General features: G+C 71.9%; 21 protein-coding genes. 7 read left to right on the top strand and 14 right to left on the bottom strand.

Translation table 11 applies throughout. From position 1 onward, the window contains the following. Positions 1 to 59: 59 nt before the first annotated feature. Entirely contained in the window at positions 60 to 1,469 is a 1,410-nt protein-coding gene (radA, locus tag ACGGCP_RS00105) for a DNA repair protein RadA (RefSeq protein WP_392958816.1), read from the top strand. A 115-nt stretch (positions 1,470 to 1,584) separates the two neighbouring features. Then, positions 1,585 to 2,103: a GNAT family N-acetyltransferase gene (locus ACGGCP_RS00110; RefSeq protein WP_392958819.1), complete on the top strand. Its 519-nt coding sequence runs from the start codon at positions 1,585 to 1,587 to the stop codon at positions 2,101 to 2,103. A 6-nt stretch (positions 2,104 to 2,109) separates the two neighbouring features. Here ACGGCP_RS00110 and ACGGCP_RS00115 read toward each other — a convergent pair whose 3' ends face one another. After that, positions 2,110 to 2,487 carry a MerR family transcriptional regulator gene (locus ACGGCP_RS00115; RefSeq protein WP_392958821.1) on the bottom strand — a complete coding sequence of 126 codons (378 nt, stop codon included), beginning with the start codon at positions 2,485 to 2,487 and terminating at the stop codon, positions 2,110 to 2,112. Positions 2,488 to 2,547: 60 nt separating this feature from the next. Here ACGGCP_RS00115 and ACGGCP_RS00120 point away from each other — a divergent pair, with 60 nt between their 5' ends. Together ACGGCP_RS00120 and ACGGCP_RS00125 are read left to right on the top strand one after the other, a co-directional pair. After that, complete coding sequence (locus ACGGCP_RS00120) at positions 2,548 to 3,315, top strand: alpha/beta fold hydrolase (RefSeq protein WP_392958824.1); 768 nt, start codon at positions 2,548 to 2,550, stop codon at positions 3,313 to 3,315. A gap of 87 nt (positions 3,316 to 3,402) precedes the next feature. Continuing rightward, entirely contained in the window at positions 3,403 to 3,579 is a 177-nt protein-coding gene (locus tag ACGGCP_RS00125; RefSeq protein WP_392958827.1) for a hypothetical protein, read from the top strand. A gap of 48 nt (positions 3,580 to 3,627) precedes the next feature. On the opposite strand, the gene ACGGCP_RS00130 is transcribed toward ACGGCP_RS00125, so the two are convergent. After that, the gene (locus ACGGCP_RS00130) at positions 3,628 to 6,354 is read right to left on the bottom strand and encodes an ATP-binding protein (protein WP_392958829.1); all 2,727 of its coding nucleotides are present in this window, start codon (positions 6,352 to 6,354) and stop codon (positions 3,628 to 3,630) included. 85 nt (positions 6,355 to 6,439) lie between these two features. Next, complete coding sequence (locus tag ACGGCP_RS00135; protein WP_392958832.1) at positions 6,440 to 7,042, bottom strand: NADPH-dependent FMN reductase; 603 nt, start codon at positions 7,040 to 7,042, stop codon at positions 6,440 to 6,442. 169 nt (positions 7,043 to 7,211) lie between these two features. Here ACGGCP_RS00135 and ACGGCP_RS00140 point away from each other — a divergent pair, with 169 nt between their 5' ends. Continuing rightward, a complete protein-coding gene (locus tag ACGGCP_RS00140) occupies positions 7,212 to 8,594 on the top strand; it encodes an MFS transporter (protein WP_392958834.1) in 1,383 nt (460 codons plus the stop codon). A 47-nt stretch (positions 8,595 to 8,641) separates the two neighbouring features. Here ACGGCP_RS00140 and ACGGCP_RS00145 read toward each other — a convergent pair whose 3' ends face one another. Continuing rightward, positions 8,642 to 11,428, bottom strand: coding sequence for an AAA family ATPase (locus tag ACGGCP_RS00145; RefSeq protein WP_392958837.1), 2,787 nt, complete (start codon positions 11,426 to 11,428; stop codon positions 8,642 to 8,644). A gap of 171 nt (positions 11,429 to 11,599) precedes the next feature. Between ACGGCP_RS00145 and ACGGCP_RS00150 the strand changes: the two genes are divergently transcribed. Further along, entirely contained in the window at positions 11,600 to 12,463 is an 864-nt protein-coding gene (locus tag ACGGCP_RS00150) for a hypothetical protein (protein WP_392958840.1), read from the top strand. 28 nt (positions 12,464 to 12,491) lie between these two features. Here ACGGCP_RS00150 and ACGGCP_RS00155 read toward each other — a convergent pair whose 3' ends face one another. The 5 genes from ACGGCP_RS00155 to ACGGCP_RS00175 all read right to left on the bottom strand — a co-directional run bounded on the left by ACGGCP_RS00155 (position 12,492) and on the right by ACGGCP_RS00175 (position 18,397). Then, positions 12,492 to 13,400 (bottom strand): hydroxymethylglutaryl-CoA lyase, encoded by a 909-nt coding sequence (locus ACGGCP_RS00155; RefSeq protein WP_392958843.1) that lies wholly within the window; start codon positions 13,398 to 13,400, stop codon positions 12,492 to 12,494. Positions 13,401 to 13,846: 446 nt separating this feature from the next. Further along, positions 13,847 to 14,434, bottom strand: a complete 588-nt coding sequence (locus ACGGCP_RS00160) for a TetR/AcrR family transcriptional regulator (protein WP_392960391.1) — start codon at positions 14,432 to 14,434, stop codon at positions 13,847 to 13,849. A 232-nt stretch (positions 14,435 to 14,666) separates the two neighbouring features. Further along, complete coding sequence (locus ACGGCP_RS00165; protein WP_392958846.1) at positions 14,667 to 15,542, bottom strand: hypothetical protein; 876 nt, start codon at positions 15,540 to 15,542, stop codon at positions 14,667 to 14,669. 99 nt (positions 15,543 to 15,641) lie between these two features. Continuing rightward, positions 15,642 to 16,217 (bottom strand): dCTP deaminase, encoded by a 576-nt coding sequence (dcd, locus tag ACGGCP_RS00170; protein WP_392958849.1) that lies wholly within the window; start codon positions 16,215 to 16,217, stop codon positions 15,642 to 15,644. 62 nt (positions 16,218 to 16,279) lie between these two features. Continuing rightward, complete coding sequence (locus ACGGCP_RS00175) at positions 16,280 to 18,397, bottom strand: hypothetical protein (protein WP_392958851.1); 2,118 nt, start codon at positions 18,395 to 18,397, stop codon at positions 16,280 to 16,282. A gap of 109 nt (positions 18,398 to 18,506) precedes the next feature. Here ACGGCP_RS00175 and ACGGCP_RS00180 point away from each other — a divergent pair, with 109 nt between their 5' ends. Then, positions 18,507 to 19,202 (top strand): glycosyltransferase family 2 protein, encoded by a 696-nt coding sequence (locus tag ACGGCP_RS00180; RefSeq protein ID WP_392958854.1) that lies wholly within the window; start codon positions 18,507 to 18,509, stop codon positions 19,200 to 19,202. 18 nt (positions 19,203 to 19,220) lie between these two features. On the opposite strand, the gene ACGGCP_RS00185 is transcribed toward ACGGCP_RS00180, so the two are convergent. From ACGGCP_RS00185 to ACGGCP_RS00205, 5 genes are all read right to left on the bottom strand, one after another. Next, on the bottom strand, positions 19,221 to 20,855 hold the full coding sequence (locus tag ACGGCP_RS00185) for a protein kinase (RefSeq protein ID WP_392958857.1): 1,635 nt from the start codon (positions 20,853 to 20,855) through the stop codon (positions 19,221 to 19,223). A gap of 84 nt (positions 20,856 to 20,939) precedes the next feature. After that, a complete protein-coding gene (locus ACGGCP_RS00190) occupies positions 20,940 to 21,527 on the bottom strand; it encodes a lactate utilization protein C (RefSeq protein WP_392958859.1) in 588 nt (195 codons plus the stop codon). Next, entirely contained in the window at positions 21,524 to 22,942 is a 1,419-nt protein-coding gene (locus ACGGCP_RS00195) for a LutB/LldF family L-lactate oxidation iron-sulfur protein (RefSeq protein WP_392958861.1), read from the bottom strand. The genes ACGGCP_RS00190 and ACGGCP_RS00195 overlap by 4 nt, the downstream gene beginning before the upstream one ends. Next, on the bottom strand, positions 22,939 to 23,634 hold the full coding sequence (locus ACGGCP_RS00200) for a (Fe-S)-binding protein (protein WP_392958863.1): 696 nt from the start codon (positions 23,632 to 23,634) through the stop codon (positions 22,939 to 22,941). The genes ACGGCP_RS00195 and ACGGCP_RS00200 overlap by 4 nt, the downstream gene beginning before the upstream one ends. Before the next feature lie 49 nt (positions 23,635 to 23,683). Further along, positions 23,684 to 24,397, bottom strand: a complete 714-nt coding sequence (locus ACGGCP_RS00205) for a GntR family transcriptional regulator (protein WP_392958866.1) — start codon at positions 24,395 to 24,397, stop codon at positions 23,684 to 23,686. Between the last annotated feature and the right edge of the window lie 36 nt (positions 24,398 to 24,433).

Consider the following 24,433-nt stretch of genomic DNA (forward strand, 5'->3'; position numbering starts at 1 on the left):
CGCGCAGGCCGGGCATGTTCGAACAGCGCCGTGTCGGGACCGGAACGTAGGCTGGCGCCATGTCGAAGAGCCAGCGAATCGCCTACGCCTGCGGCGCGTGCGGGGCCAGGGTCCCCAAATGGGTCGGGCAGTGCCCCGACTGCGGCGAGTGGGGCTCGATGGAGGAGACCGCGGCCCCGCCGCGCCAGAGCGGCAGCGGCTCGATCGCCTCGGCCCTGCCCTCCGCGCGGCGGCCCGCCAAGCCCGCGATGCGCATCGGCACCGTCTCGGCCGCGCAGGCCGCGAGCCTGCCCACCGGCATCGGCGAGTTCGACCGCGTCATGGGCGGCGGCCTCGTCCCCGGCGGTGTCACCCTCATCTCCGGCGAGCCCGGCGTCGGCAAGTCCACTCTGCTCCTCGAAGTCGCGCACCGCTTCGGCGAGGCCGGGTACGGCAAGGCGCTCGTCGCCACCGGCGAGGAGTCGGCCGCGCAGGTCCGCCGCCGCGCCGACCGCACCGGCTGCCTCTCCGAGGAGCTCTACCTCGCCGCCGAGACCGACCTCGGCGCGGTCCTCGGCCACATCGAGGACGTCAAGCCGTCCCTGCTCATCCTCGACTCCGTCCAGACCGTCATCGCCCCCGACACCGACGGCGTCCCCGGCGGCGTCACCCAGGTCAAGGCCGTCGCCAGCGCGATCACCGCGGAGGCCAAGGCGCGCAACATGGCCGTGATCCTCGTCGGCCACGTCACGAAGGACGGCGGGATCGCGGGGCCGCGCGCCCTGGAGCACCTGGTCGACACGGTCGTCCACTTCGAAGGGGACCGGCACTCGATGCTGCGGCTGCTGCGCGGTGTGAAGAACCGCTTCGGTCCGGCGGACGAGGTCGGGTGCTTCGAGATGACCGAGGACGGGATCGTGTCGCTGGCCGACCCTTCGGGTCTGTTCCTCGACGACGCGCCGACGGAGCCGACGCCGGGGACGTGCGTGACGGTGACGATGGAGGGCCGCCGGGCGGTGCCGGTGGAGGTGCAGGCGCTGCTGGGGAAGTCGGTGAAGGACGGTGCGGTGCCGCGGCACACGGTGTCGGGTCTGGACCAGGCGCGGTTGAACATGGTCCTGGCGGTGCTGACGCGGCGCGGGGGGATGCGGCTGCTGGACCGGGAGGTGTACGCGACGACGATCGGGGGGATTCGTGTGCGCGAGCCCGCTTCGGATCTGGCGCTGGCGCTGGCGCTGGTGAGCGCGGACCAGGAGATCGCGGTGAGCGCGGACCTGGTGGCGATCGGCGAGGTGAGTCTGACGGGGCAGGTGCGGCGGACGGTGAACGCGGACAGGCGGATCGGCGAGGCGGCGCGGCTCGGGTTCAAGACGGCGATCGTGCCGAAGGGGTCGGTCGCGGAGCGGCACCGGGGTATCGAGGTCGTGGAGGTGGAGACGATCATCGACGCGAAGCAGGCGGCGGCGCGCACGTGGGCGCGGCGTGGGTGATGACCTGCCGGGGGCTCCACCCTTGTGACCGGGGGCCCGCGATGCAGGCGGGGGCGTGTTCTCGGGTGCGCAACCGGGTTGCCCTGCAAGGGTTCCGCGTTCTACGGTGGCGGTTGTGACTGATGCTTCTGATGCCGGTGCGGCGGTGGCCGATCTGCGGACCGAGCGGCTGCTGCTGCGGGTGTGGACCGCCGTCGAGGCGGCGACCGTGGCCGAGGGCGGCCGTCTGGACGACTGGGCCGAGGACTTCCCCGATGCGGGCGACAAGGTGATCGCACCGCTGATCGCGGCGGAGCCCGCATGGCTGGGGCCGTTCGGGCACCGGTTGATCGTGGAGCGTGCGAGCGGGCTCGTGGTCGGTTCGCTCGGTCTGTTCTGGCCGCCCGCGGACGGCGCGGTGGAGCTCGGGTACGGTGTCGCGCCGTCGCGTCGCGGGCGCGGTTACGCGCCGGAGGCGGTGCTGGCGCTGACGGCGCACGCGTTCACGTCCCCTGCGGTGGAGGCGGTGTTCGCGCACGTGGAGCCGTCGAATCCGGCTTCGGTGCGGGTCCTGGAGAAAGCCGGTTTCGTGCCGGGCGGTCCGGGCGCGGAGGCGGGCACGGTCCGCTACGACGCGCCGCCGCCGGGGTCCTGAACCCGGCTATTCGGGGCGGGGCCCGACCGGGTCGTAGGGCCGGTCGGTCACGGCCCGGGTCTGGCCCGCGAGGAGTTCGCGTTTGTGCGCGAGGTCGGCGAGCTGGTCGTCGAGGCGTGCGAGGGCGTCGCGCATGACCGCGTGGGAGTGGTCGCAGTGCAGCAGGCCCTCGTTGGTGGCGCAGGGGATGAGGTGTTTGATCTCGCGGGTGGAGACGCCTGCTTCGAGGAGCTTGCGGATCTGCTCGACGCGGGCGGGGGCGTCCTCGGGGTAGGAGCGGTAGCCGTGCGAGTCGCGTCCGGGCAGGAGCAGTTCCTGCTCTTCGTAGTAGCGCAGGAGCCGGGTGCTGACCCCGGTCAGGCGCGACAGCTCACCGATAAGCATCGTGACCTCCGACACAAGTGTGTGGCCTTCACACTGATGTGAAGTCATAACGTCGCGGGCATGACGAACATTTCCGCTCAGTTCCCCAAGCTCGCCACCGAAGTCCGCGGCTCCGGCCCCGGCATCGTCCTCGCCCACGGCGGGGGCGGCGGCATCGAGTCCAACTTCGGGTCGCTCATTCCGCTGCTCGCCAAGGGCCACAAGGTGACCGCGTCCTCGTATCCGGCGGACGACACGGTCCTGGACCTCGACTCGCTCGCCGACGCGCTGGTCGCCGAGGCCGCCAGCGAGCGGTTCACGGTCATCGGGTTCTCGCTCGGCACGGCGGTCGCGGTCAGGGCCGCCGCCCGCCACCCCGAGCGCGTCCAGGGGCTCGTGCTCGCGGCCGGGATCGCCCGCGCCGACAACCGGCTCCGGCTCGCGCTCGACCTGTGGCGGAACCTGCTCGCGGCGGGCGACCGGGACTCGTTCGCGCGCTTCGTGCTCACGACGGCGTTCAGCCCCGGCTTCGTCAACAGTCTGTCCGATGAGGACTTGACTGCGGCGGTCGCGCAGTTCGCCGCGAACATCCCCGGCGGCACGGCCGCGCAGGCGGCCCTGATCCAGGAGGTGGACACGACCGCCGACCTGGCCGGTGTCGCCGTCCCGACGCTGGTGGTCGGCGCGAGCCGGGACCTGCTTGTCGACCCGGCGAACCACCGGTTCCTCGCCGAGCGGATCCCGGGCGCCGAGTACGCGGAGGTCGCGGCCGGGCACGTGCTCATGGCCGAGCAGGCCGACGCCTGGCACGGCCTCGTCCTGGACTTCCTGGGACGCCATGGTCTCTAAGCGGCCCAATCGGGACCGGGGCGGCGTCCAGAAGCCGCCCCGCGTCGCCGCCCTCTCGGGCTTGCGCCGCCGGAATACCATCGGCGTATGGAAGCGGCCGATCCGGAAGACGCCGACACCCCCGCCGAGGCCTACTCCGTCCGGGACGAGGCCTACCGGATCCTGCGCGAGATCAACCCGTACTACGACGATCCGGAGCAGGATCCGAACCACGTCAAGTGCGAAGGCCCCTGCTGCAACTTCCGCGACGAGTTCTGGGTCTGACGAGCCGACCGCTCAGGCGCCGCCGGGCAGCGCCTCCGGCTTCGCTTGCTAGAGGCCGAGTTTCGCGAGTTCGTTCCGGGACGCCACGCCGAGCTTCGGGTAGGCCTTGTACAGGTGGTACCCGGCCGTGCGGGGGCTCAGGAACAGCTGCTCGCCGATCTCGCGGTTGCTCAGGCCCACGGCCGCGAGCCTGACGACCTGCAGCTCTTGCGGAGTGAGCTTGTTCGCGAGGTCCGGGGCGGCCTCGATCGGGCCCGCGTCGCCCGCCGCGCGCAGCTCCCGGCGCACCCGTTCGCTCCAAGGCTCGGCCCCGAGCCGCTCGAACACCGCTGCGGCCGAACGCAACCGGGTCTTCGCCTCGGTGACCCGCCGGGCGCGGCGCAGCCACTCGCCGAGGATCAGGTCGGTGCGGGCCGTCTCGAACGGGAATCCCTCGTCGGCCTTGTGCAGCTCGGCGGCGCGCAGTAGGTGCTCCCCGGCGTCCTGGTCCCCCGCGAGGAGGCCCCGGCAGCGCTCGACCTGCGCCATCAGGTGCGACTGCCCGCTCGCCTCGGCCCACTGCGTGAACCAGTCGAAGGCGCCCAGGACCCGCTCCGGCTCGCCCGCGCGCACCGCCGCCTCGACGGCGACCGGGACGAGCGTCAGCGCCTCACCCGGCGCGTTCGAGTCCAGATGAGACATGAGCCGGTCGAGCGCCTCCTCGTTGCGGCCCAGGGAGAAGTCGAGGAGCGCCAGCGGCGAGTCGATCGCGACCACGGTGTCTCCGGGCGAGTCCGCCTCGGCCGCTTCCACGATCGCGCGCGTCCGCTCCTCCTCGCCCCGGTACGCGGCCGTCATCGCCAGCACGTGCGCGCGGGCCTTGACCGGCCCGATCCGGTGCCCCAGCTCGATCGAGAGGTCCATCGCGTGCTCGGCGAGCGCCTCGGCGTCGCGCCACCGGCCGCGCCGGAACTCGGTGATGCCGTTGAGGACCAGCGCCCGCGGCAAGGCCCCGGCCGCGCCGCGCTGGCGGGCGAGGCGCACGGTGTCCGACGCGGTCTGCTCGGCGCCGTCGATGTCGCCGACGAGCACCTGCCACCACGCGACCATGCCGCGGTTCTCCGGCGTCATCGCGTCGTCGTGTTCTTTGTGGACGTCGATGAGGCGGCGCAGGGCCGCGACCGCCTCTCCCACCGTGACCGTGCACGACCGGTTGAACCCGGCCGTGGCGCTGGCGAGGTCCCGCACGAGCCAGGCGTGCTCGATGCCGAGCCGCTCGGCGTGCTCGGCGGCGACCTCGGCCCGCGAGAAGTCCCCTGCCTGCCAGGCGAGTTCGACGGCGCGGAACAGCGGATACCCGGTCGAGTTGTTGCCCGCGGCCTGGAAGTGCTCGGCGGCCTCCATGTACAGCCGGTAGGACTCGCGCACGTCGTTGTCCCACGCCGTCACCAGGGCGACGATCTGGGTCGCGCGGGCCAGCACCGCGCGGTCGTCCGTGTACCGCAGCACCTGCCCGTACAGCGCTTTCACCTTGGGGCCGTTGCCCGCCGACATCGCGGCCTCGGCGGCCCTCAGGAGCCTGCGGCCCCGCTCGACCGGGTCGGGCGTGAACGACGCGGCGCGTTCGAGCACCGTCATCTCCACGCCGTGCCCGCCGCAGGTGCCGATGCACTGCGCGGACGCCTCGAGCGCGGCCGCGACCTCCTCGTCCGGGCCCGTGGCGGCGGCCGACAGGTGGAACGCGCGCCGGTAGTCCTCGGCGCCGATGACCTCCGCGTAGACGCGGTGCGCCTCGATGCGGCGGAACAGCGGCGCGCCCTGGTAGGCGGCCGTGCGGATGAGCGGGTGCCCGAACGTGAACCGGTCCCCGCCGAAGCGCACCAGGTCGTCCGCCTCGGCCGGGGCCAGGTCGGTGAGCTGCGCCCCGAGCTTCCCGGCGACCTCCACGACGAGGCCGGTGTCGGCCGTGTCGTCGGCGGCGATCACCAGCAGCAGCGTCCGGGTCGGCTCCGGCAGCCGCTCGATGCGGTCCCCGAACACCTGCTTGAGGCGGCCCGTCGTGGACCGCTGCCCCGTCCAGTCCGAGGCCAGGCGCACCTCGGAGTCGACCAGCGGCAGCTCCAGGAGCGCGAGCGGGTTCCCCTCGGCCGAGTGCAGCAACTGGGTCCGGTCGGCGAACGCGTTGGGGCCCAACCGGTCGGCGAGGATCGACGCGGCGGCCTCGTCGTCGAGCGGACCCAGCCGCAGCTCGTCGAGACCGGGCGTCGGGAAGTCCGGCGCGTACCCCTCCCGGACGGTGAACACCATCAGGGCCGCTTCGGCCGCAAGGCGTTTCGCCATGAAGAGGAGGACGTCGGCCGAGTCCGGGTCCAGCCAGTGCGCGTCCTCGACCACGCAGAACACCGGCCGGTGCCCGGCCGCCTCCGTGAGCAGGCTCAACGCCGCCAGACCGACGGTGAACCGCAGGTCCCCCGGGGGCGCGTCCTTGTCCGGCGCGGCCTCCAGGCCCAGCACGCGCGACAGCACGCACGCGTGGTGCTCGGGGATCGCCTCCAGATGCCCCGCGAGCGGCAGCAGCAGCGCCTGCAGGCCCGCGAACGACCACGCGTGCTCCGACTCCACACCCGTGCAGCGCAGCACGGTCGCATCGGCGGCGGCCTCAGCGGCGGCGGCCACCAGGCTCGACTTCCCGATCCCGGCCTCCCCGCGCACCACCAGCGCCGAACCGCGGCCCTCGCGGGCGGCGGCCAGGCGGCCCTCGAGGGCGGCGGTCTCGGTCTCGCGTCCGTACAACACGCTTCAACGGTACCGGCGCGGACGCGCTCCGATAAGGCCCCGGACCGGGTCCTAGGACGAAAGGCCTAGACCCGGTCCGACCCCGCTAGAACGGGCTCGGCAGCGGAGTCGCCTTGCGGGCGTTGGCGAGCGCCAGCGCCCACCAGTGCAGCTCGTCGAGGAGGGTCTTCGCGGCCCGCTCGGACTCGCCGAACTTCGTGAACTCCCCGCGCTCGTCGAAGTCCTGGTAGAAGCGCGGGAACGCGATCGAGTTGCGGATCGTCATGGTGCGCAGCTCGGGGAAGATCTGCCGCAGGTGCTGGGCCGCGTTCTGGCCGCCGGTGATCTTGCCGCCGTAGGTGACCATCGCGACGGGCTTGGCCGCCCACTCGTTCATGTAGTAGTCGATCGCGTGCTTCAGGGACGCGGGGATCGACATGTTGTACTCCCCCGAGACGACCACGAACGCGTCGGCGCGGTGGAGCCGCTCGGAGAGGGCCGCGACGGGCGCGGACGGGTCGGCCTCGGTCGACCACATGTCGTCCTCGACCAGGTGCTGGGGCAGGTCGGCGTCGAGCAGGTCGATCAGGTCGACGTCGAAGCCGCCGTGCTGCTCGGCGACCCCCGCGATCCACTTGGCGGGGGCGGGGGCCCAACGGCCCTCGCGGGTCGACCCGATGATGACGCCGAGGCGCAGTCTGTCGCTCATGGTGTTTCCGTTCCTTCGTAGCTCCGGCTTGCGATGACGAAGCTACGGACGGAACGACCGGGGGCACATCCGTCGACCGACTGGGCCGCGACTGGTCGCGACGTGCAGTAGGCGTCAACGGTCGCATGACAGATGCGCCCCAGGTCGCTCTGCTCTTAGCGTGGCCGCCATGACCACTGCAACGGAAACCAGCGCGGCCCCGGAGGCCGCCGCCACCCGCTGGGGAGCGATCCTCGCCGTCGGGTTCGCACAGCTCGTTGTCGCCGGCGGCATGTCCACCCTCGCCGTGGCCCTCCCGGCGATCCGCACCGACTTCGCGGTGACCGAGGCCGCGACGGCCTGGGTGCTCCTCTCCTACGCCCTCCCCGTGGGCGCGGTCGCGATCGCCGCCGGGCGCCTCGCCGACCGCGCCGACCTGCGGGCCGTGGCCGTGTTCGCCATGGCCGCGTTGACCGTCGGGTCGGTCGCGGCCGCGCTCGCGCCGACGTTCGGGCTGCTGCTGGCCGCCCGGGCGCTCGCCGGGCTGCTCGGCGGGCTCCTGTTCGGGATGACCGGCCGGATCATCGTCGTCTCGGCGGCGCAGACGCAGCGCGGCCGCGCGATGTCGGCGATCGCGCTCATGATGACCGTGGGCGGCATGGGCATGGTCGGCGCGGGCGGGTTCCTCATCGCCGTGTTCGACTGGCGGGGCCTGTTCTGGGTCCTCGCGGTGATGGCTGCGGTCGCTTTGGCGGCCGTGGCGGTGACGGTGCCGAGCAACGGGACGGGCCTGCCCAGGCCGGACCGGGCGCTGCTGGTCGACGTGGCGACGTCGGGCGGCGCGATCGCGGCGTTCCTCTTGACGTTCGAGTACGTCGACACCGATCCGCTGATCGCGGTGGGCGCGTTGGCGTCGAGCGTCGTCCTGGGCACGCTGTGGGTGCGGCAGAAGTCGTCGGGTCCGACGGTGGCGCTGCTGCGGTCGCCGCAGGTGGCGGGGGCACTGCTGAGTCTGACGCTGCTGTCGGGAGTGACGGGGCTGCTGAACTTCAGCCTGCCGTTCCTGCTCACGGACGTGCAGGAGGTGCGGCCGGAGCTGGTGTCGACGGTGATGCTGGCGTTCATCGGCGGTGTCGCGGTGATGACGCCGGTGTCGGGGTGGCTCGCGGACCGGTTCGGTTCGGGGCGGGTGTCGCTGGCGGGCGCGGGTGTCGTGGTCGCGGCGGTGGTGCCGCTGCTGTTCGTGGACGCGGGGACGGGGCTGATCGGGCTCGGGGCTCGGATCGCGTTGCTGGGCTTGGCGTTCGGGTTGTTCAACAGCCCGATGAACGCGTACCTGCTGGCGTCGGCCCCGGCGGAGCAGTCGGGCACGGCGGGCGCGTTCATGGCGACGACGCGGACGATCGGGTCGTCGCTGGGGCCGGTGCTGGCGGCGCTGGCGTGGGGCCTGGGGGCGACGGCCGTGGACGGCTACCGGCTGTCGGCTTGGACCGTGGCGGCGCTGCTGCTCCTGGGCGCCGCCCTGCAGGCGACGACGAAGCCGTGGAGGGCCCCGGTCCCGGCCGCGGCGTGACGCGCGGAACGGCCCGCCCCTTCCGGGGCGGGCCGTTCCGTGTCGGTCTACAGGTCGAGCTTCGCGAGTTCCGTGCGGGAGGAGACGCCGAGCTTCGGGTAGGCGTTGTACAGGTGGTAGCCCACCGTCCTGGGGCTGACGAACAGCTGCTCGCCGATCTGGCGGTTGGTGAGCCCGTCGGCGGCGAGGCGCACGACCTGGAGTTCTTGCGGCGTCAGGAGTTCGGCCAGGTCGGGCTTGGACTCGACGGCCGTCGAGTCGCCCGCGGCGCGCAGTTCCCCTTGGGCGCGTTGCGTCCACGGCACCGTGCCGAGCCGCTCGAACACCTCGGTGGCCTCGCGCAGGTGCGCCCGCGCCTCGTTGATGCGGCGCACCCGCCGCAGCCACTCGCCGTACAGGAGCTCCGTGCGGGCCCGCTCGAACGGGTCGATGTCGTCGGCGCGGTGCAGCTCGACGGCCCGCGCGAAGTGCGTCCCGGCCTCGGCCTCGGTCGCGAACAGCGCCCGGCAGCGCTCCACGAGCGCCTCCCAGTAGGAGCGGCCCGTCGCGTCGGCCCAGTCGGCGAACCAGTCGAACGCCTCCTTGACCTCGGCGAGCCGCCCGGAGCGGAACGCGGCCTCCACCAAGGTGGGGACCTGCATGAGCACCTCCATGGGCGTGCCGCCCTCGGCGATGCGCAGCAACCGGTCGAACGCGGCCTCGTAGCGTCCGAGGCCGAGTTCCAAGAGCCCCAAGGCGGTGTCGGCCGGGATGACCGAGTCCTCGGGGGCGTCCTGGATCGCGGCGGCCACGAGCTCGCGGCAGCGCCGCTCCTCGCCGCGGATCGCGGCGATCGGCAGCAGCACCCAGATGCGGCCCTGCATGAGGGCCCGGCGGTCGTTCTGCTCGTGCGCCAGCTCGATCGCGCTGGACGCCGACGCCTGCGCGTCCGCGTACCGTCCATAGTGGTACTGCGTCTGCGCCTGGACGAGCAGGGCCTGCACGAGCGGGCTCAGCGCGCCGCGTTCGCGGCAGGCCCGCACCTGCTCGGCCGCCGCCTGGTGCGCGGCGGGCACGTCCCCGGCGAGGAACCGCCAGCGCGCGGCCAGGACCTGGTCGAACGCCTGGAAGTCCTCGTGGAGCGGCTGGTAGTAGTCGTAGAGGGAGCGCAGCGCGTCGACCGCTTCCCCGGCGGTGTCGTCGGGCTGGCGGTTGAGCCCGGCGGCGGCGCGGGCGAGGCGGCGCACCCAGGCGTTGTTGGAGCCGCCGTACTTGGAGGCGAGCCCGGACGCGTACTTGACCTTGGCGAAGTCCCCTGTCTCCCAGGCGTTCCAGACGCCGCGCAGCAGCGGGTAGCCGGTGTTCTCGTGGCCGGTGGCGGCGTAGTGCTCGGCCGACTCCATCCACACGTCGAAGCCTTTGGAGTGGCCGGCCCAGGAGAGGATCGTGGCGCGGATGAGCGCGGCCCGGGCGAGGAGGACGTGGTCGTCGGTGAGGCGCTCGGCGGCTTCGGCGAGTTCGAGGGCCTTGCCGGTCATGCCTGCGGCGTAAGCGCATTGGGCGGCTTCGACGAGGCGGCGGCCGCGGCGGCACGGGTCGGGGGTGAAGCTGGCGGCGCGTTCGAGGGCGGCCATCTCGGCGACGCAGCCGCCGCGTTCGGCCTCGTAGGAGGCGATGGCTTCGAGTGCGGCGGCGGCCTTCTCGTCGAGGCCGGTGGTGGCGGCGGCGAGGTGGCGGGCGGCGCGGATGTCGCCGTCGCCGAACGCCTCGGACAGGGCCCGGTGGGCTTCGATGCGGCGGGCTCTGGGCGCGGAGTGGTAGGCGGTGGAGCGGATCAGGGGGTGGACGAACTCGATGCGGCCGCGGTGGTACCGCAGCAGATCGTCCACTTCGGCCGGTTCGAGGTCGGCGAGGCTCGCGTCGAGTTTCGCGGCGGCCTCGGCGATCACGGCGGTCTCGCCGGTCTCCTCGGCGGCGGCGAGCAGCATGATCGTGCGGGTGCCCTCGGGGAGGGCGATGATGCGCTCGGTGAACGCCTGCTTGATGCGGGAGGTCGTGGAGTAGCGGCTGTTGGAGGTGTCGGCGCGCAGCAGCGACTCCTCGTTGTCGGCGGCCGGGAGCTCCAAGAGCGCCAACGGGTTTCCTTCGGCCATGCGGAGGATCCAGTCGCGGCTGGTGAAGGGGATCTCGTCGGCGCGCATGTCGAGGATCGCCTGCGAGGCGTCGAGGTCGAGCGGGCCGAGCGTCAGCTCCGGGATGCCGGGGGCGGGGAAGTCGGGGGCGAAGCCGTCGCGCACGACCAGGACCATCGTGATCGACTCGGTCGTGAGGCGGCGGGCGGCGAACAGGAGCGCGTTGGTGGAGTCGCGGTCGAGCCAGTGGGCGTCGTCGATGACGACGTACACGGGCTGCTTCGCGGAGGCGTCGACGAGGAGGTTCAGGAGCGCGAGGCCGACCTGGAGCGAGTGGGCGCGGCCGGTGCCGTCGCCCATGCCGAGGGCGGTGCGCAGGGCCTCGGCCTGGGCGGCGGGGAGGCGGTCGATGCGGTCGAGCAGCGGGTGCAGCAGCATCTGGAGCCCTGCGTACGACCAGGTGTGCTCGGCTTCGACGCCGAGGGTGCGCAGGACGGTGAAGCCCTCGGCGCGGGGGATGACGGCGTCGACGATCGCGGATTTGCCGATCCCGGGCTCGCCGCGGACGACGAGCGCGCCGCCGTGGCCGACGCGGGCGCCGTCCAGGAGCGCCTGGATCGAGTCGAGTTCGGGGTCGCGGCCGTACAGGACGGGGCGGGCGGTCTCCTCCGGCAGCATGGCGGCGTCCTGGCGCGCGCGCGTGGTGTCGGCAATGGGATTCACGGCGGCTCCATCCTCAGGACGACCGGGGACCCCTCCAGGGTAGCCACGGGGGCGGCGGGCTCGCATCTGTCATTCGACTGGGGTCGACTGGGGCGCCCGCCACCTGGTCGAACGCGCGCCCTTACCGGGTTTCGGTCCCAGTCGCCGGTCCCAGTCGTCCGACCGGGGCGCGTGCGCGCGAACGGCCATAACTTCGACGGCATGACCGCACCTACAGAGATCCAGACGCCGAGGGGCGCGGCGCCGAAGCGGACCACGCTCCGCTGGGCGCCGGCGCTCTGGGCGGCGTACGCGCAGGCAGTGGCGTTCGCGGCCGCCGCCGTGACCGCGTTCCTGGTCACCGACATCGCCTCCGCTTTCGGCGCTTCGCCGGGGACGCGGCTGTGGCCGCTCGGGGCGTTCGCGGTCGGCCTGGTCGTCGCGGCGAACGCGACGCGCCGCACCGGAACGCTCGGCAACGCCCGGTACACCGGGGCGATCGCCTTGGGGGCGTTGGCACTCGGGTCGCTCGCGGTGGCGCTCTCGCCCGGCTTCGGCTTCGCGGTGGCGGCGGCCGGAGCGTTCGGGACGGCCGCCGGGTTCGCGATCGCGCTGTCGGGGCGGGTGCTGGCGGCGTTCGAGGTCGGCGACGGCAACGGGTCCGTGGCGCTGTCGGCTGGGGCGCTCCTGGCGGGGATCGCGGCGGGCGTCGGCGCGCTGTTCGCGGTGCCGCTGTACGGCTGGCGGGGCGTGTTCGGCCTCGTGGTGGTCGCGGCGGTCCTGGCGGCGTGGAAGTTCGCGGAAAATGTCCCGGATGATGCACGCGCGTTAAAGAAATGTGACGTGAGGTTCGACAGAGTTTCCCTTATACCGCTGGGAACTCTGAGGTTCGGATGTCACCATCGAGTCGTCCGGGTATTCGGAGGTTTTACCCGGCACGCGGGCACCGGCCGTCCTGTGGCGGTGTCCGGAAGAAGGCCCCGGGGAGGTTCGAGACCCCGGGGCCTTCACCATGTCCGGGCCGGGGCCCACGCCCATGCCCTCCCGCGACCCTGAAGCCGCCTTCAGGTCGCTTCAGCGTGGCTTAAGGTTTCGGCGTCAGACTGGTCCTGGGTCCGGCGCGAAGGACGCCGGACTCGAGCGGACGGCCCACGATCTCCTGGGCGAGTTCGGCAGTGCGGATGAGGGCATCGAGGTCCACACCGGTCTCCACACCCATGTCGTGGAGCATGTGGACCACTTCTTCGGTCGCCACATTGCCGGAAGCACCCGGAGCGAACGGGCAGCCGCCGATCCCGCCCACACTGGCGTCGAACTCCACGACGCCCCTATCGAGCGCAGTGAGGAGGTTGGCCAGGGCGGTCCCCCGGGTGTCGTGGAAGTGCATGAGCATCGGCAGCGAAGTGTCGACGGCGTCGAGCAGTTCCGTGACGCGGCGAGGGGTCCCCATCCCGGTGGTGTCGCCGAACGCGACTCGACCGGCCCCGGCGGCCTCGGCGGCCTCCACGATCCGGGCGACCTTCGCTGGCGCGACGTCGCCTTCGAAGGGGCAGCCGAAGCTCGTGGCGATGATGACCTCGACCGAGGCCAGGTGCTCGCGCGCCAGGTCGCAGATGTCGGGCAGCTCGGCGAGCGACTCGGCGACGCTGCGCCCGATGTTGGCGCGGTTGTGGGTCTCCGAGGCCGAGACGACCACTTCGACGGCGGAGAACCCGGCGTCGAGGGCCCGCTGCACGCCGCGGCGGTTGGGGGCGAGGGCGCTGTATCGGATGCCGGAGTGCTTCTCGACGGCCGCCCACACCTCGGCGGCGTCGGCCATCTGCGGCACGGCCTTCGGGCTGACGAAGCTCACGGCCTCGATGCGCGACAAGCCAGTGCGCGACAGCGCGTCGATCAGCCGGATCTTGTCCGCGGTCGGGACGGGAGGCTCGTTCTGCAGGCCGTCGCGCGGGGCGACCTCGCGCAGCGAGACCCGATCAGGCTGGTGCAGCATCACTCCGCCTCCCCGGACCGCGACCCGTTGCGGCCCACAGCCCATGCTAACCCGCGATCCCGAAATACGGGACGGGCCGCCGACACGAAAAGCAATCCCAGCACCCGCCGACCGGCGCACCGCAGGCCTGAACGGGCCGGAGCGAGGCCGGAACACCCTCGCCACGGCCAGGCTCACCGACCGGCATGCCCGAACTCCCAGGCGGGCAAGCGCGCACCGCCCCGACGGGGCACCCGTGTTCGGCAACCACAACGAACGTCCGCGTCCACGAGGGCGGTGAGCGGCGGGTGGGGTGGGTGGGGCGGGAGAAGGGGAAGGGTCCCAGTGCGGCCGCGCCGATCGGGCGGGCGGGCGCCGAGCGCGCGGGGCCTTGGGGCGGTCGCGCGCAGCGGTGGCGGGGTGCGCGCCGGGTGCGTGGAGCTGCGAGCGCTGGAGCCTCGGGGCGGTCAGCCCGGGTCGAGGGCTCTTAGGGCTGCTGCTCTGAGCAGGGCTGCGGTCTCGGCGGCGCTGACCTCTTCACCCAACGAGAGGTACGGGGTGGAGTTCATGAGGCCGAAGGCGCCGTGGGCGAGGACGCGGGCCTGTTCGGGTTGGAGGCCCGGGCGCAGGCGGCACAGGACGCCCACCCACTCCTCGACGTACACGCGCTGCAGCTTGCGCACCTGGCGGCGCGGCTCCTCGGGGAGGCGGTCCAGCTCGTGCAGGTGGAGGATGACGATCTCCGGCGAGTCGATGACGACCTCGAGGTGGAAGTCCACCAGCGCCTCGAGCGCGGCCTGCGGGTCCTCCGAGTGCAGCGACGCCCAGTGCCGCCCGCCCGACAGGAGCCGCTCGGAGACGGGGATGAGGGCGTCGGCGAGCATCTGCTCCTTGCCGCCCTTGAAGTGGTGGTAGAGCGCCGGCCCGGTGATGGAGGCGGCCGCGCCGATGTCGTCCATCGACACGCCGTGGTACCCGTGTTTGGCGAGCAGTCTGACGGCCACGTCGAGGATCTCGCGGCGGCGCTTGGAACCGCCCCTGTTATCGCCATTCATCTCCACCCCGATGAGGTTACTCGGGCGTACCCGTGCGAGCAGGGAGCAAAAGCCCACTTTCGCAGGGTGTGCAGGTGGTGCATCGCGCCGGAACGAGGCCCGGCCGCACCCCCCGAAGGAAGTGCGGCCGGCGTGTCGAGCGTGAAGTGGCGGTGCTCCGAGGCGGCGCCTCGCCTTGCCGTGCATGGGAACCGCTACGGGAGACCGGACACATCGTCTCCCGGCGCGGCCCTCACGGCTCGTTCGGCGGCATCGGGCGCTCGGACTCGATGCCCGCGCCGGCGCTCGTCCCGTGCGGCCGGGCGCCCTCGGGCATCGCGCCGCCCATGGCGCCCGCCTCCCCCATCGTGCCCGCCGTCGGGGCCTGGGTGTCGGCGGCCGTACCGTACCGGTCCGAGCTGTAGGTCTGCGACATCGACGAGGTGGCGTCCCCGCCCATGCCCGTGCCGCCCTTCATCTTGGAGGCCTCGTGCTCGGCGCTGTCGAGCATCCGCTCCCAGCGCGCGCGCATCGGGCCGACCAGCCCGCCGCCGACGCCGACGATGACGACGCCCGCGACCATGGCGAGCACGGTCCACATGATCGGCGTGGTCACGGTCGTGGCGATCCCGACCTGGCCGAACGCGGCGACCGCACCGAAGAACACGATCGCGACCTGGCAGATCCGCGCCACGGTGTTGCCGTAGCTGGTGCCGCTGAGCGTGCCGCCGACCAGTCCGTAGACGGCGTTCGCGATCGCGAAGGCGACCACGACGATCACGAGCGCGATGAACAGCTGCGGCAGCCACGCCACGATCTGGTTGAGCAGCGTCGAGACCGGGTTGTTCCCGAACGCCCCGAACGCGAGCTGCAGCGTGAACAGCAGCAGCATGAAGTAGACGACCCTGCCGAGCAGGTCGCTCAGCTCGAACTTGCCGGTGTAGCGGCGCAGCCCGGATTTCTCGCCGACCCTGTCGAGGCCGACCTTGTTCAGGAGTTTGCCGACGAGTTTGCCGATCCATTTGCTGACGAACCAGCCGATGACGAGAATGGCGATGAACGCCAGCGCACGCGGCAGGAACTCCATGATGTTGTTCATCATGTTCTGGAAGCTCTGCGAGATGTCCATCCCCGCAGGTTAGGACGGATACCGTCCTTATTCAGGCGCTTTGCGCGATAAACACCGACACCGTTGTAACTAGAACGGGACGGCGGGGACGCCAGGGGCCTACGTCGGCCAGGTGCGCCAGTGCATCCACGACTTCGACGGCGTGGGGCCGCGCTGGTCCTGGTAGCGGGAGAAGTTCGCGCCCGCGCCGTACGGGTTGTCGGCGGGGCTGGTGAGCCGGAAGACGCACAGCTGCCCTATCTTCATTCCCGGCCACAGGGTGATGGGGAGGTTGGCGACGTTGGAGAGCTCCAGGGTGACGTGCCCGGAGAAGCCGGGGTCGATGAACCCGGCGGTGGAGTGGGTGAGCAGGCCGAGGCGGCCGAGGCTGGACTTGCCTTCGAGGCGCGCGGCGAGGTCGGCGGGGAGGGTGATGACCTCGAGGGTGGAGGCGAGGACGAACTCGCCGGGGTGGAGGACGAACGGCTCGTCGTCGGCGACCTCGACGGCGGAGGTGAGGTCGTCCTGCTGCTTGGAGGGGTCGATGTGGGTGTACTTCTGGTTGTTGAACACCCGGAAGCGCCGGTCGAGGCGGACGTCGATGCTGGAGGGCTGCACGAGTTCGTCTTCGAACGGCTGGATGCCGAGGCGGTCGTTCTTGACGGCATCGAGGATGTCGCGGTCGCTAAGCAGCATGCGCCCAGGTTAGTGGCAGGCCTGTAGGCGCAGCTCAAGGGGCCCTGCCGTGCGGGGAAGACTCACGATCCGCTGGGCGGGATCGCGTAGGCGACGGTGCCGAGGTCGTGGTACTCCCAGTCGTCGGGGACGAGCATCGCGCATTCTTCGAGGTCTTCGGCGCAGACGATGGCGTCCATGGTCGCCGGGTCGGGCGGGGTCTCGCCGGGGACGATCGACTGGAGCGCGTAGATCTCGGTCCCGTCGGGCAGCAGGATCCACCACGGGTACTCCCACGAGTCGTTGCTCTGGACGAGGCCGACGCGTTCGGGCTCGACGGCTGCGACGGCCGCAGCGGCCTCCTCGTACTGCGGCAGCCACTCCTGGCGCCTGACGAAGCGTTCTTCGAGGTCGGTGAGGCTGAAGACGGACCAGGTCCCGGCGAGGCGGCGCGGGTAGCCGTAAGCCACGGTGAGCAGGCCCGCGAGGGACGCGACGACGGCGACCACCGCCACGAGCGTGATCGCGGCCCGCCGCCGGGTGCGGTCGCGTGCGGTGGCGGCGAAGCCCTTGACGAGCCCGGCGGCGAGGAGTCCGGCGGCGGGTGCGCCGAGGACGACGAGGAACATGACGAGCCGGTTGACCCAGGGCTGCCAGGAGACGGTGCAGACGACGCCGATGAAGGCGACGGCGAGGGCGGCGGCGTAGGCGCGGCGCAGCGCCGGGCCCTTGACGGCGAACCAGGTGAGCCCGGCTACGGCGGCGAGGCCGGTGACGGGGAAGGCGGCGCGGTCCTCGTCGGGGTACCAGGCGGGGACGGGGAACTGCGTGGAGCCGAAGGTGATCCGGGGGTCGTTGACGTCGACGCCCATGAGGTTGGCGAGGCCGTTGATCGCGGCGGCGAACGCGTCGGAGAGGAAGAACAGGGGCGTGTCGAGGTTGGTCTGGGCGATCCGCAGGCCGTTGATGAGCAGCAGCCGCGGGTCGGCGGTCTGGACGCCGATGGAGTCGCGCAGCACCTCGGGGCCGAGGGGGTGGCCGAAGGTCTGCTGCATGCGAAGCATGAAGGGCCCCACCAGGACCACGGCGATGGCGAGGACGGCGAGGGACGCGACGATCGTGGCCGCACGGGCGTGGGCGGCGCGCGAGGCGTCGGCGCGGGAGCACCGGCCGGGGCTGCGCCCGCACAGGCAGGGGCGGCGGCGACGGCCGTCGCGCACGAGCCGTCCGATGCCCCAGACGAGCAGGAGCGGCGCGGCGGCGAGGAGCCCGGTGCTCTTGGTGACCGCTATGAGCCCCAACGCGAGTCCGAGGTAGACCGCGTCGGAGCGGGGCGCGGCGACGCGGAGGACGCCGCCCGCGTCACCGGGGCGGGTGAACTCGTCCAGCACGATCGTGGCGAGGCACGCGACCCAGGCGGCGGCGACGAGGTCGACCTGGGTGCTGGACGCCTGGAGGAGCACCTCGGGGGTGGTCGCGAGGACGAAGACGGTCGCGAGCTGGGCGATCGGGCCGCCGCCGAGCTGGGCGGCGATCCGGGACGCGGCGAGGGCGCAGCCGATCGCGGCGAGGTACTGCAGCAGGTTGTACGCGCTGTCGGTGCCGGAGAGGAGCCGCAGGTGGGTGAGGAGGTACTCCGAGCCGGGGCCGATGTCGATCTGGCGGTGGATGTCGGTGGCGTAGGCGGCGACGCTGCCGTTCTGCACCCAGTGCTCGATGCGCGGCAGGTGGTAGGTCTGGGAGTCGAAGTTGTTGGGGGACGAGCCGATCGCCAGGACGGCGACGCTGACGGCGAGGATCGCGACGACGCAGCCGAGTACCCACTGCCAGGCGGGGGCCGCGGCGGCGGCCGACTTGGTGCGCCGCCAAGTGCGGCGGGTGGCGCCGCGGCGGGAGCGCAGCTCCTCGCGGAGCGCGTCGAGCGTCCCGGCGCTGTCAGCTGGGGTTACGTCTCGTACGCAGCGCACGAGGACGGCGGCGACGACCGCGGCGGTGGCCAGGAGCCACGCGATCAGGATCGCGGCCGCATTGAGCGCGGTGAAGGCCGAGGCGACCTCGACGACGCCGATCGCGTACGCCCCCAACAGGACCGATGCCCGCACGACGGCGAGCCGCGCAGGAGCCAGGACGGCCCCGTCGCGGGGGCGGAGGGCGTAGGCGAGCGCCGGAAGCAGAAGCAGGAGCCACAGGACGAGCAGCACCGGTCTATTCAACACCCTGCATTCAACACGACCCGTCCGGCCGATGCCGTCCTGGCATGAGCGCGTTATGGTTGTGCAATCTTGTTCGATCCGCGGGGATGGAGCAGCAATGCTGTTGTCGATTCTCGTTCCGGTCTTCAATGAGGAACGCCTCGCTGCCGGAACGTTGAAAGAGCTGCTCGCAGTGGAGTTCCCCTGCGAGACCGAGATCGTTGCCGTCGACGACGGCTCCCGCGATCGCTCCTGGGAGGTCCTCCAGACCTTTGAGGACAATCCGCGGGTGCGGCTCATCCGCCACGACCGCAACCGCGGCAAGGGCGCCGCGATCCGCACCGCCGTCAAGGCCGCCCACGGCGACTACGTCGTCGTGTTCGACGCGGACGGCGAGTACGACGCCGCCGACCTCCCCCGGCTGTTCACGCCGGTCCTCGACGGCAAGGCCGAGGTCGTCTACGGGTCCCGCTCCTTCGGCTCCCACTCGGCGTACTCGTTCTGGTACGTCATGGGCAACAAGGGGATCACCCTCGCCGCGAACATCCTGTTCAACTCCTACATCTCGGACCTGGAGACCTGCTACAAGCTGCTCCCGCGCCAGATGTACCTCGACTTGAACATCCGTTCGGGCGGCTTCGGCATGGAGGCCGAGCTGACCGCGAAGCTCCTCAAGCGCGGCATCCGCCCCTACGAGGTGCCGATCTCCTACACGGCGCGCAGCCGCGAAGAGGGCAAGAAGATCACCTGGACCGACGGCGTCCAGGCCCTGTGGCTCCTCGGCCGCGAACGCGTGCGCCGCAGCCGCCGCTGACCGAGGAGCATCCCGGAGTCAGGACGCGGTCGTCCGCCACTCCTGGCCCGCGTCGCCCTCGGTGCACGGGCTGAGGACCGGCGAGGTCTCCAGTTCCCCGGAGTGCCTGTCCTCGACGTTGGGCTCCTCCGGTACGTCCAGGCAGTAGTTCCCGTCGCCCGAGGCGCGGACCTGCCAGAAGTCGGCCGCTTCGCCCTCGTCGGTGCGCAGGTACTCGAACACCCACGTCGTCTCGCAGGCCTCGCTGAAGTTCAGGAACTCGCCGTCCCAGTCGACGCATCTCGTGGCGTCCACACCGTCCGACTCCTCGAACGTGTACTCCAAGCGCACGCCGTCGCCCGCGTCGACGAAGGCGAACTCATCGACGCCGTTGACGTCGCACGGGTCCATGCGGACGCTCGGCGGCGCCGTGTCGAAGTAGCCGATCAGGCAAGCGCCGCTCAAGGCGCTCACCAGGACCGACGACTCGGGAACCTCGGGTTCGGTCGCGGCCTCCTCGGCGGGCGTCGTGGCCGACTCGCTCGCCTCGCCCGAGGACGAAGCGTCTCCGGTGGCGGCCGGGTCCTCCTGGGCGCCCTGGTCTCCCGGGTCCTCGTCCTGGTCGAGGAACTGCATGACGCCGATCGTCAGCCCGACCGCCGCGACCACCGCCGCCAATCCGATAAGGACACCTTTGCCGCGCTTCCGCTTCGGCGGCTCCGGCTCCTCGGCGGCGGGCATCGGCGCGGTCGCGCGGGGCGGCGGCGGAGACGACGACACCAGAAGGTCCACTGTGGTGCGATTGGGTTCGGGACGGACCTGGGACGGCGGCGTCGCCGCGTGCGGCGCGGCCACCCTGCACTCCTGCGCGAACATCCCCGCGCTGGCCGGGCGGTCCGAAGGGTGCTTCGCCATCGCCCAGTCGACGAGTTCGGCGGCCACAGAAGGGACGCTCGGCGGCAGCGGCGGCGGGTTCTCGTGCAGGTGCCCCGTGATCACGGCGGCGGGCGAGTTCCGGTCGAACGGGATCGACCCGCTCAGGCACTCGTAGGCGATGACCCCGAGCGAGTACAGGTCCGACGCGCCGGTCAGCTCCTCGCCGCGCAGCTGCTCGGGCGAGGCGTACCCGACCGTGCCCAGCACCGTGCCGGTGGCGGTGAGCGCGGTCTGGTCGCGCCGCAGCGCGATCCCGAAGTCGAGGATCGTCGGCACGCCCCTGGCGTCGACGATGATGTTGGCGGGCTTGATGTCCCGGTGGACGATCCCGGCCCGGTGCGCCACGTCGAGCGCGTCGGCGACCTGCGCGAGCAGCGGCAGCACCCGCTGCGCGGGCATCGGCGCCTGCCGCTCGATGAGCGCGTGCAGCGACTGGCCCTCGAGGAACTGCATGACCAGGTAGGTCATGGCCTCGCCGTTCTCGTCGCGCTCGGCGCGGATGTCGAAGATCTCGACCACGCCCCGCGCGCGGAGCGCCGCCACGGTGCGGGCCTCCTCGACGAAGCGCCGCCGGAAGCTGTCGTCGTCCGACAGCGCCGGATGCAGGACCTTGAGGGCGACGGGCCTGCGCAGCATGGTGTCCTCGGCCCGCCAGACCTCGCCCATCCCTCCCGCCCCGATCCGTTGGTGCAGAAGATATCGGTTGCCCAGCAGCACACCGGGCCTCGTGAGGAGCATGGCGCGATTATGCCCGCCTCACACCACTACGGGGCGTTCATACCTTCTCTGCCGAGCGTGACCGGTCGCCTGGCGGACGCGAGCTCAGAGCAGGACGACGTCGAGGCGGCGGGGGCCGTGGACGCCCTCGACGCGCTGCAGCTCGATGTCGCTCGTCGCCGACGGTCCCGAGATCCAGGTCTGCGGGGCAGTCTGGTCGAGCATCGGCAGCGCCTCCGCGAGGTGGCCGACGATCTGGTCCGGCCGGACCACCACGACATGGTGGTCCGGCACCAGCGTGATCGCCCTCCGGCCTTGGGCCGCACCGGTGTCGAGCATGATCGTGCCCGATACGGCGACGGCGGCGGCGCAGCCGGTGAGGACCGCGTCCATGCCGTCGAGGTCGGCCGTGGACAGGTCTGCGTCGGGGACGAACTCGGCTCCGCCGAGCCGCCAGTCCTGCGGGAGGTCGGCGGGCACGACGACGCGCTTCACGCCTCCCAAGGCCGACGCGATCTCTTCGAGTCCGTAGTGGACATTTGCCTTGTAGTCGACGAGTCGGTCGACCAGCATCGCCGTGATGTCGGTGCCTGCGTCAAGCTCGCGTCGGTAGTCGCGCGGCGGCACCGGGGCCTCACCGGCGCCGTCCAGGGCCCGGCGCATCCGCGCCAGGATCTCGTCGCGTGCGCTCACTGCCGCTCCTTCCACCAGGACCGGAAGTCCTCCTTCGGCGGCACCGGCAGGTCCCGGCTCACCGTCCAGCGCGAGCCCGGCCACGGGAGCCTGCGCAGGAAACCCTTGCGGCGCCACGGCATCGACCCGAGCCGCGCGACCCGCAACGCGGCCCGCCACAGCCCCGGCCGCGCCATCACGGCCTGCGCCGCGCCCATCGCGGCCTGCTCGCCCGCCTCGTGCGGGCCCTGCTGGCGCAGGTGCACGAGCACTTCCGGAATGTTGATCTTGACCGGGCAGACCTCGTAGCAGGCCCCGCACAGGCTTGAGGCGTAAGGAAGATCGTCGTGCCTGCCCGGTTCCAGCTGCGGCGCGAGGATCGCCCCGATCGGGCCCGGGTAGACGTGGCCGTACGCGTGCCCGCCGGTGCGCTCGTATACCGGGCACACGTTGAGGCAGGCCGAGCAGCGGATGCACGAGAGCGCCTGGCGGCCGACCTCGTCGGCGAGGACGCCGGTGCGGCCGTTGTCGAGGAGGATGATGTGCACGTCCTGCGGCCCGTCGCCCTCGCGCGAACCCGTCCACACCGAGGTGTACGGGTTCATGCGCTCCCCTGTGGACGAACGCGGGAGGAGCTGCATGAAGACTTCGAGGTCCGTGAAGCTCGGGAGCAGCTTCTCGATGCCGACGATGCTGATCAGGGTCTCGGGCATCGTCAGGCACATGCGGCCGTTGCCCTCCGACTCGACCACGACCAGCGAACCGGTCTCGGCGACGGCGAAGTTCGCGCCCGAGACGGCGACCTTCGCGGACAGGAAGCGGCGGCGCAGGTGCTGGCGCGCGGCTTCGGCCAGCGCGGCCGGTTCGTCTGTCAGTCCGGAAGGCGCGTCGCCCATTCGCTGGTCGAAGATGTCGCGGATCTGGGTGCGGTTGTAGTGGATCGCGGGCACGAGGATGTGGCTGGGCTTGTCCTCGGCGAGCTGGACGATGAGTTCGGCGAGGTCGGTCTCGAAAGCCTTGAGGCCGTTGGCCTCGAAGTACTCGTTGAGCTCGATCTCTTGGGTCGCCATGGACTTGACCTTGACGACCTCCTCGGCCCCGGCCTCGCGCACGAGCCGGGCGGCGATCTGGTTGGCCTCGTTCGCGTCCCGTGCCCAGTGCACGGTGGCTCCGGCGGCGGTGGCGTTGCGTTCGAACTCGACGGCGAGTTCGGGGAGGCGGTGCTGCACGTCGGCTTTGATCGCGGCGGCGGCGTCCCGCAATTGCTCCCAGTCGTCGAGTTCTCCGGCGACGTTGGCGCGCTTGGCGCGGATGGTGCCGGTGGCGTGGGCGAGGTTCTTGCGCAGCTGGGGCATGCCGAGGGCGACCTTGGCGGCCTTGGGGAACGGCGCGTCGGCGGGGATGAGGGAGGCGGCCGGGACGAGGTCGGTGCTCATGCGGTGCTCGCGAGGATCTCGGCGTAGTGGATCGGGCGGGGGCCGCCGGACCGGCTGATGCCGCCGCCGATGTGGGTGAGGCACGAGTTGTCTGCGGCGGCGAGGTATTCGGCGCCGGTGTCTGCGGCGTGGCGGCATTTGTCGGCGAGCATCGCGGTGGAGACCTCGCTGTTCTTGAGGGCGAAGGTGCCGCCGAAGCCGCAGCACTGGTCGGCGGCGGGGAGGTCGACCAGTTCGATGTCGCGGACGGCGCGCAGGAGGCGCATGGGCTTGTCGCCCAGGCCGAGTGCGCGGGTGCCGTGGCAGGTGGGGTGGTAGGTGACGGTGTGGGGGAAGCGGGCGCCGACGTCCTCGACGCCCGCGACGTCGAGGAGGAACTCGGAGAGCTCGTGGACCCGCTGCCCTATGGACGAGCCGGTGAGGTGGGGGTACTGGTCGCGGGTCATGGCGGCGCAGGAGCCGGAGGGGGTGACGACGTGGTCGTAGTCGCCGAAGACGGCTTCGAAGGAGCGGGCGAGCTTCGTCGCGTCCTTCTTGTACCCGGAGTTGGCGTGCATCTGGCCGCAGCAGGTCTGGGCGGCGGGGAAGTCGACGTCGTAGCCGAGGCGTTCGAGGATGCGGACGACGGCTTTGGGGGTCTCGGGGAAGAGCGCGTCGTTGACGCAGGTGATGAAGAGGGCTACGCGCGGCATGGCGGGGCCTCGCCTTCGGGGCGGCGGGCTCGGTCGGGTCGCTGTCTGGTCATCGGGTGGCCTTGGCTCGCTTGGGTTTCGGGGCCGGTACGGTGGTGCGGGCCGCTTCGAAGGCGGCGCGGTGCCGGATGCGGGAGCGTTCGAGGTGGCGGCGCATGGCCTCCTCGGCGGCAAGCGGTTGCTGGGCAATGATAGCGTCCGCGACGGCGAGGTGCTCGACCTCGGTCTCCCCGATCGACTCGGGCTCGATGTAGGCGCGGTGGAGGTGCAGGTGGGCGTCGAGGCGGCGGATCGCCTTGGCGAGCTGGGCGCTGCCGCTGAGGGCCGCGACCTCGTCGTGGAAGCGGGCGTCGGCCTCGGTGAACACGAGCTTGTCCGCGCCCGCGTCAGGGGTGCGCGCGGCGGCGAGCAGCGCGTTGGCCTCGGCGCCGGTCGGGACGGCGAGGCCGCGTTCGGCGGCCCGGCGCGCGGCCCTCGGTTCGAGCATCTCGCGGATCTCGAAGAGGTCGTCGAACTCGGCGGCGGAGAGGAGCGGCTCGACGGTGTACCCGCTCAGGGGCCGCCGCGCCAGCAGGCCCTCGGACTCCAAGCGCGCCAAGGCCTCCCGGATCGGCGTCTGCGAGAAGCCGAGCTGCTTGGCGAGCCCGTCGATGCTCAGCTTCGCGCCGGGGACCAGCTCGGAGCGCATGACCCGGGACTTGAGCTCCGTGTACGCGTCGTCCGCGAGCGTGCGCTTCTCCGGGGTCGCTGATGTAGCCGTCATGCGCTCGATCCTATAGGATAATGTCGCGACGGGGCG

Source organism: Glycomyces sp. NPDC048151, assembly GCF_043202775.1.
Lineage (GTDB): Bacteria > Actinomycetota > Actinomycetes > Mycobacteriales > Micromonosporaceae > Glycomyces.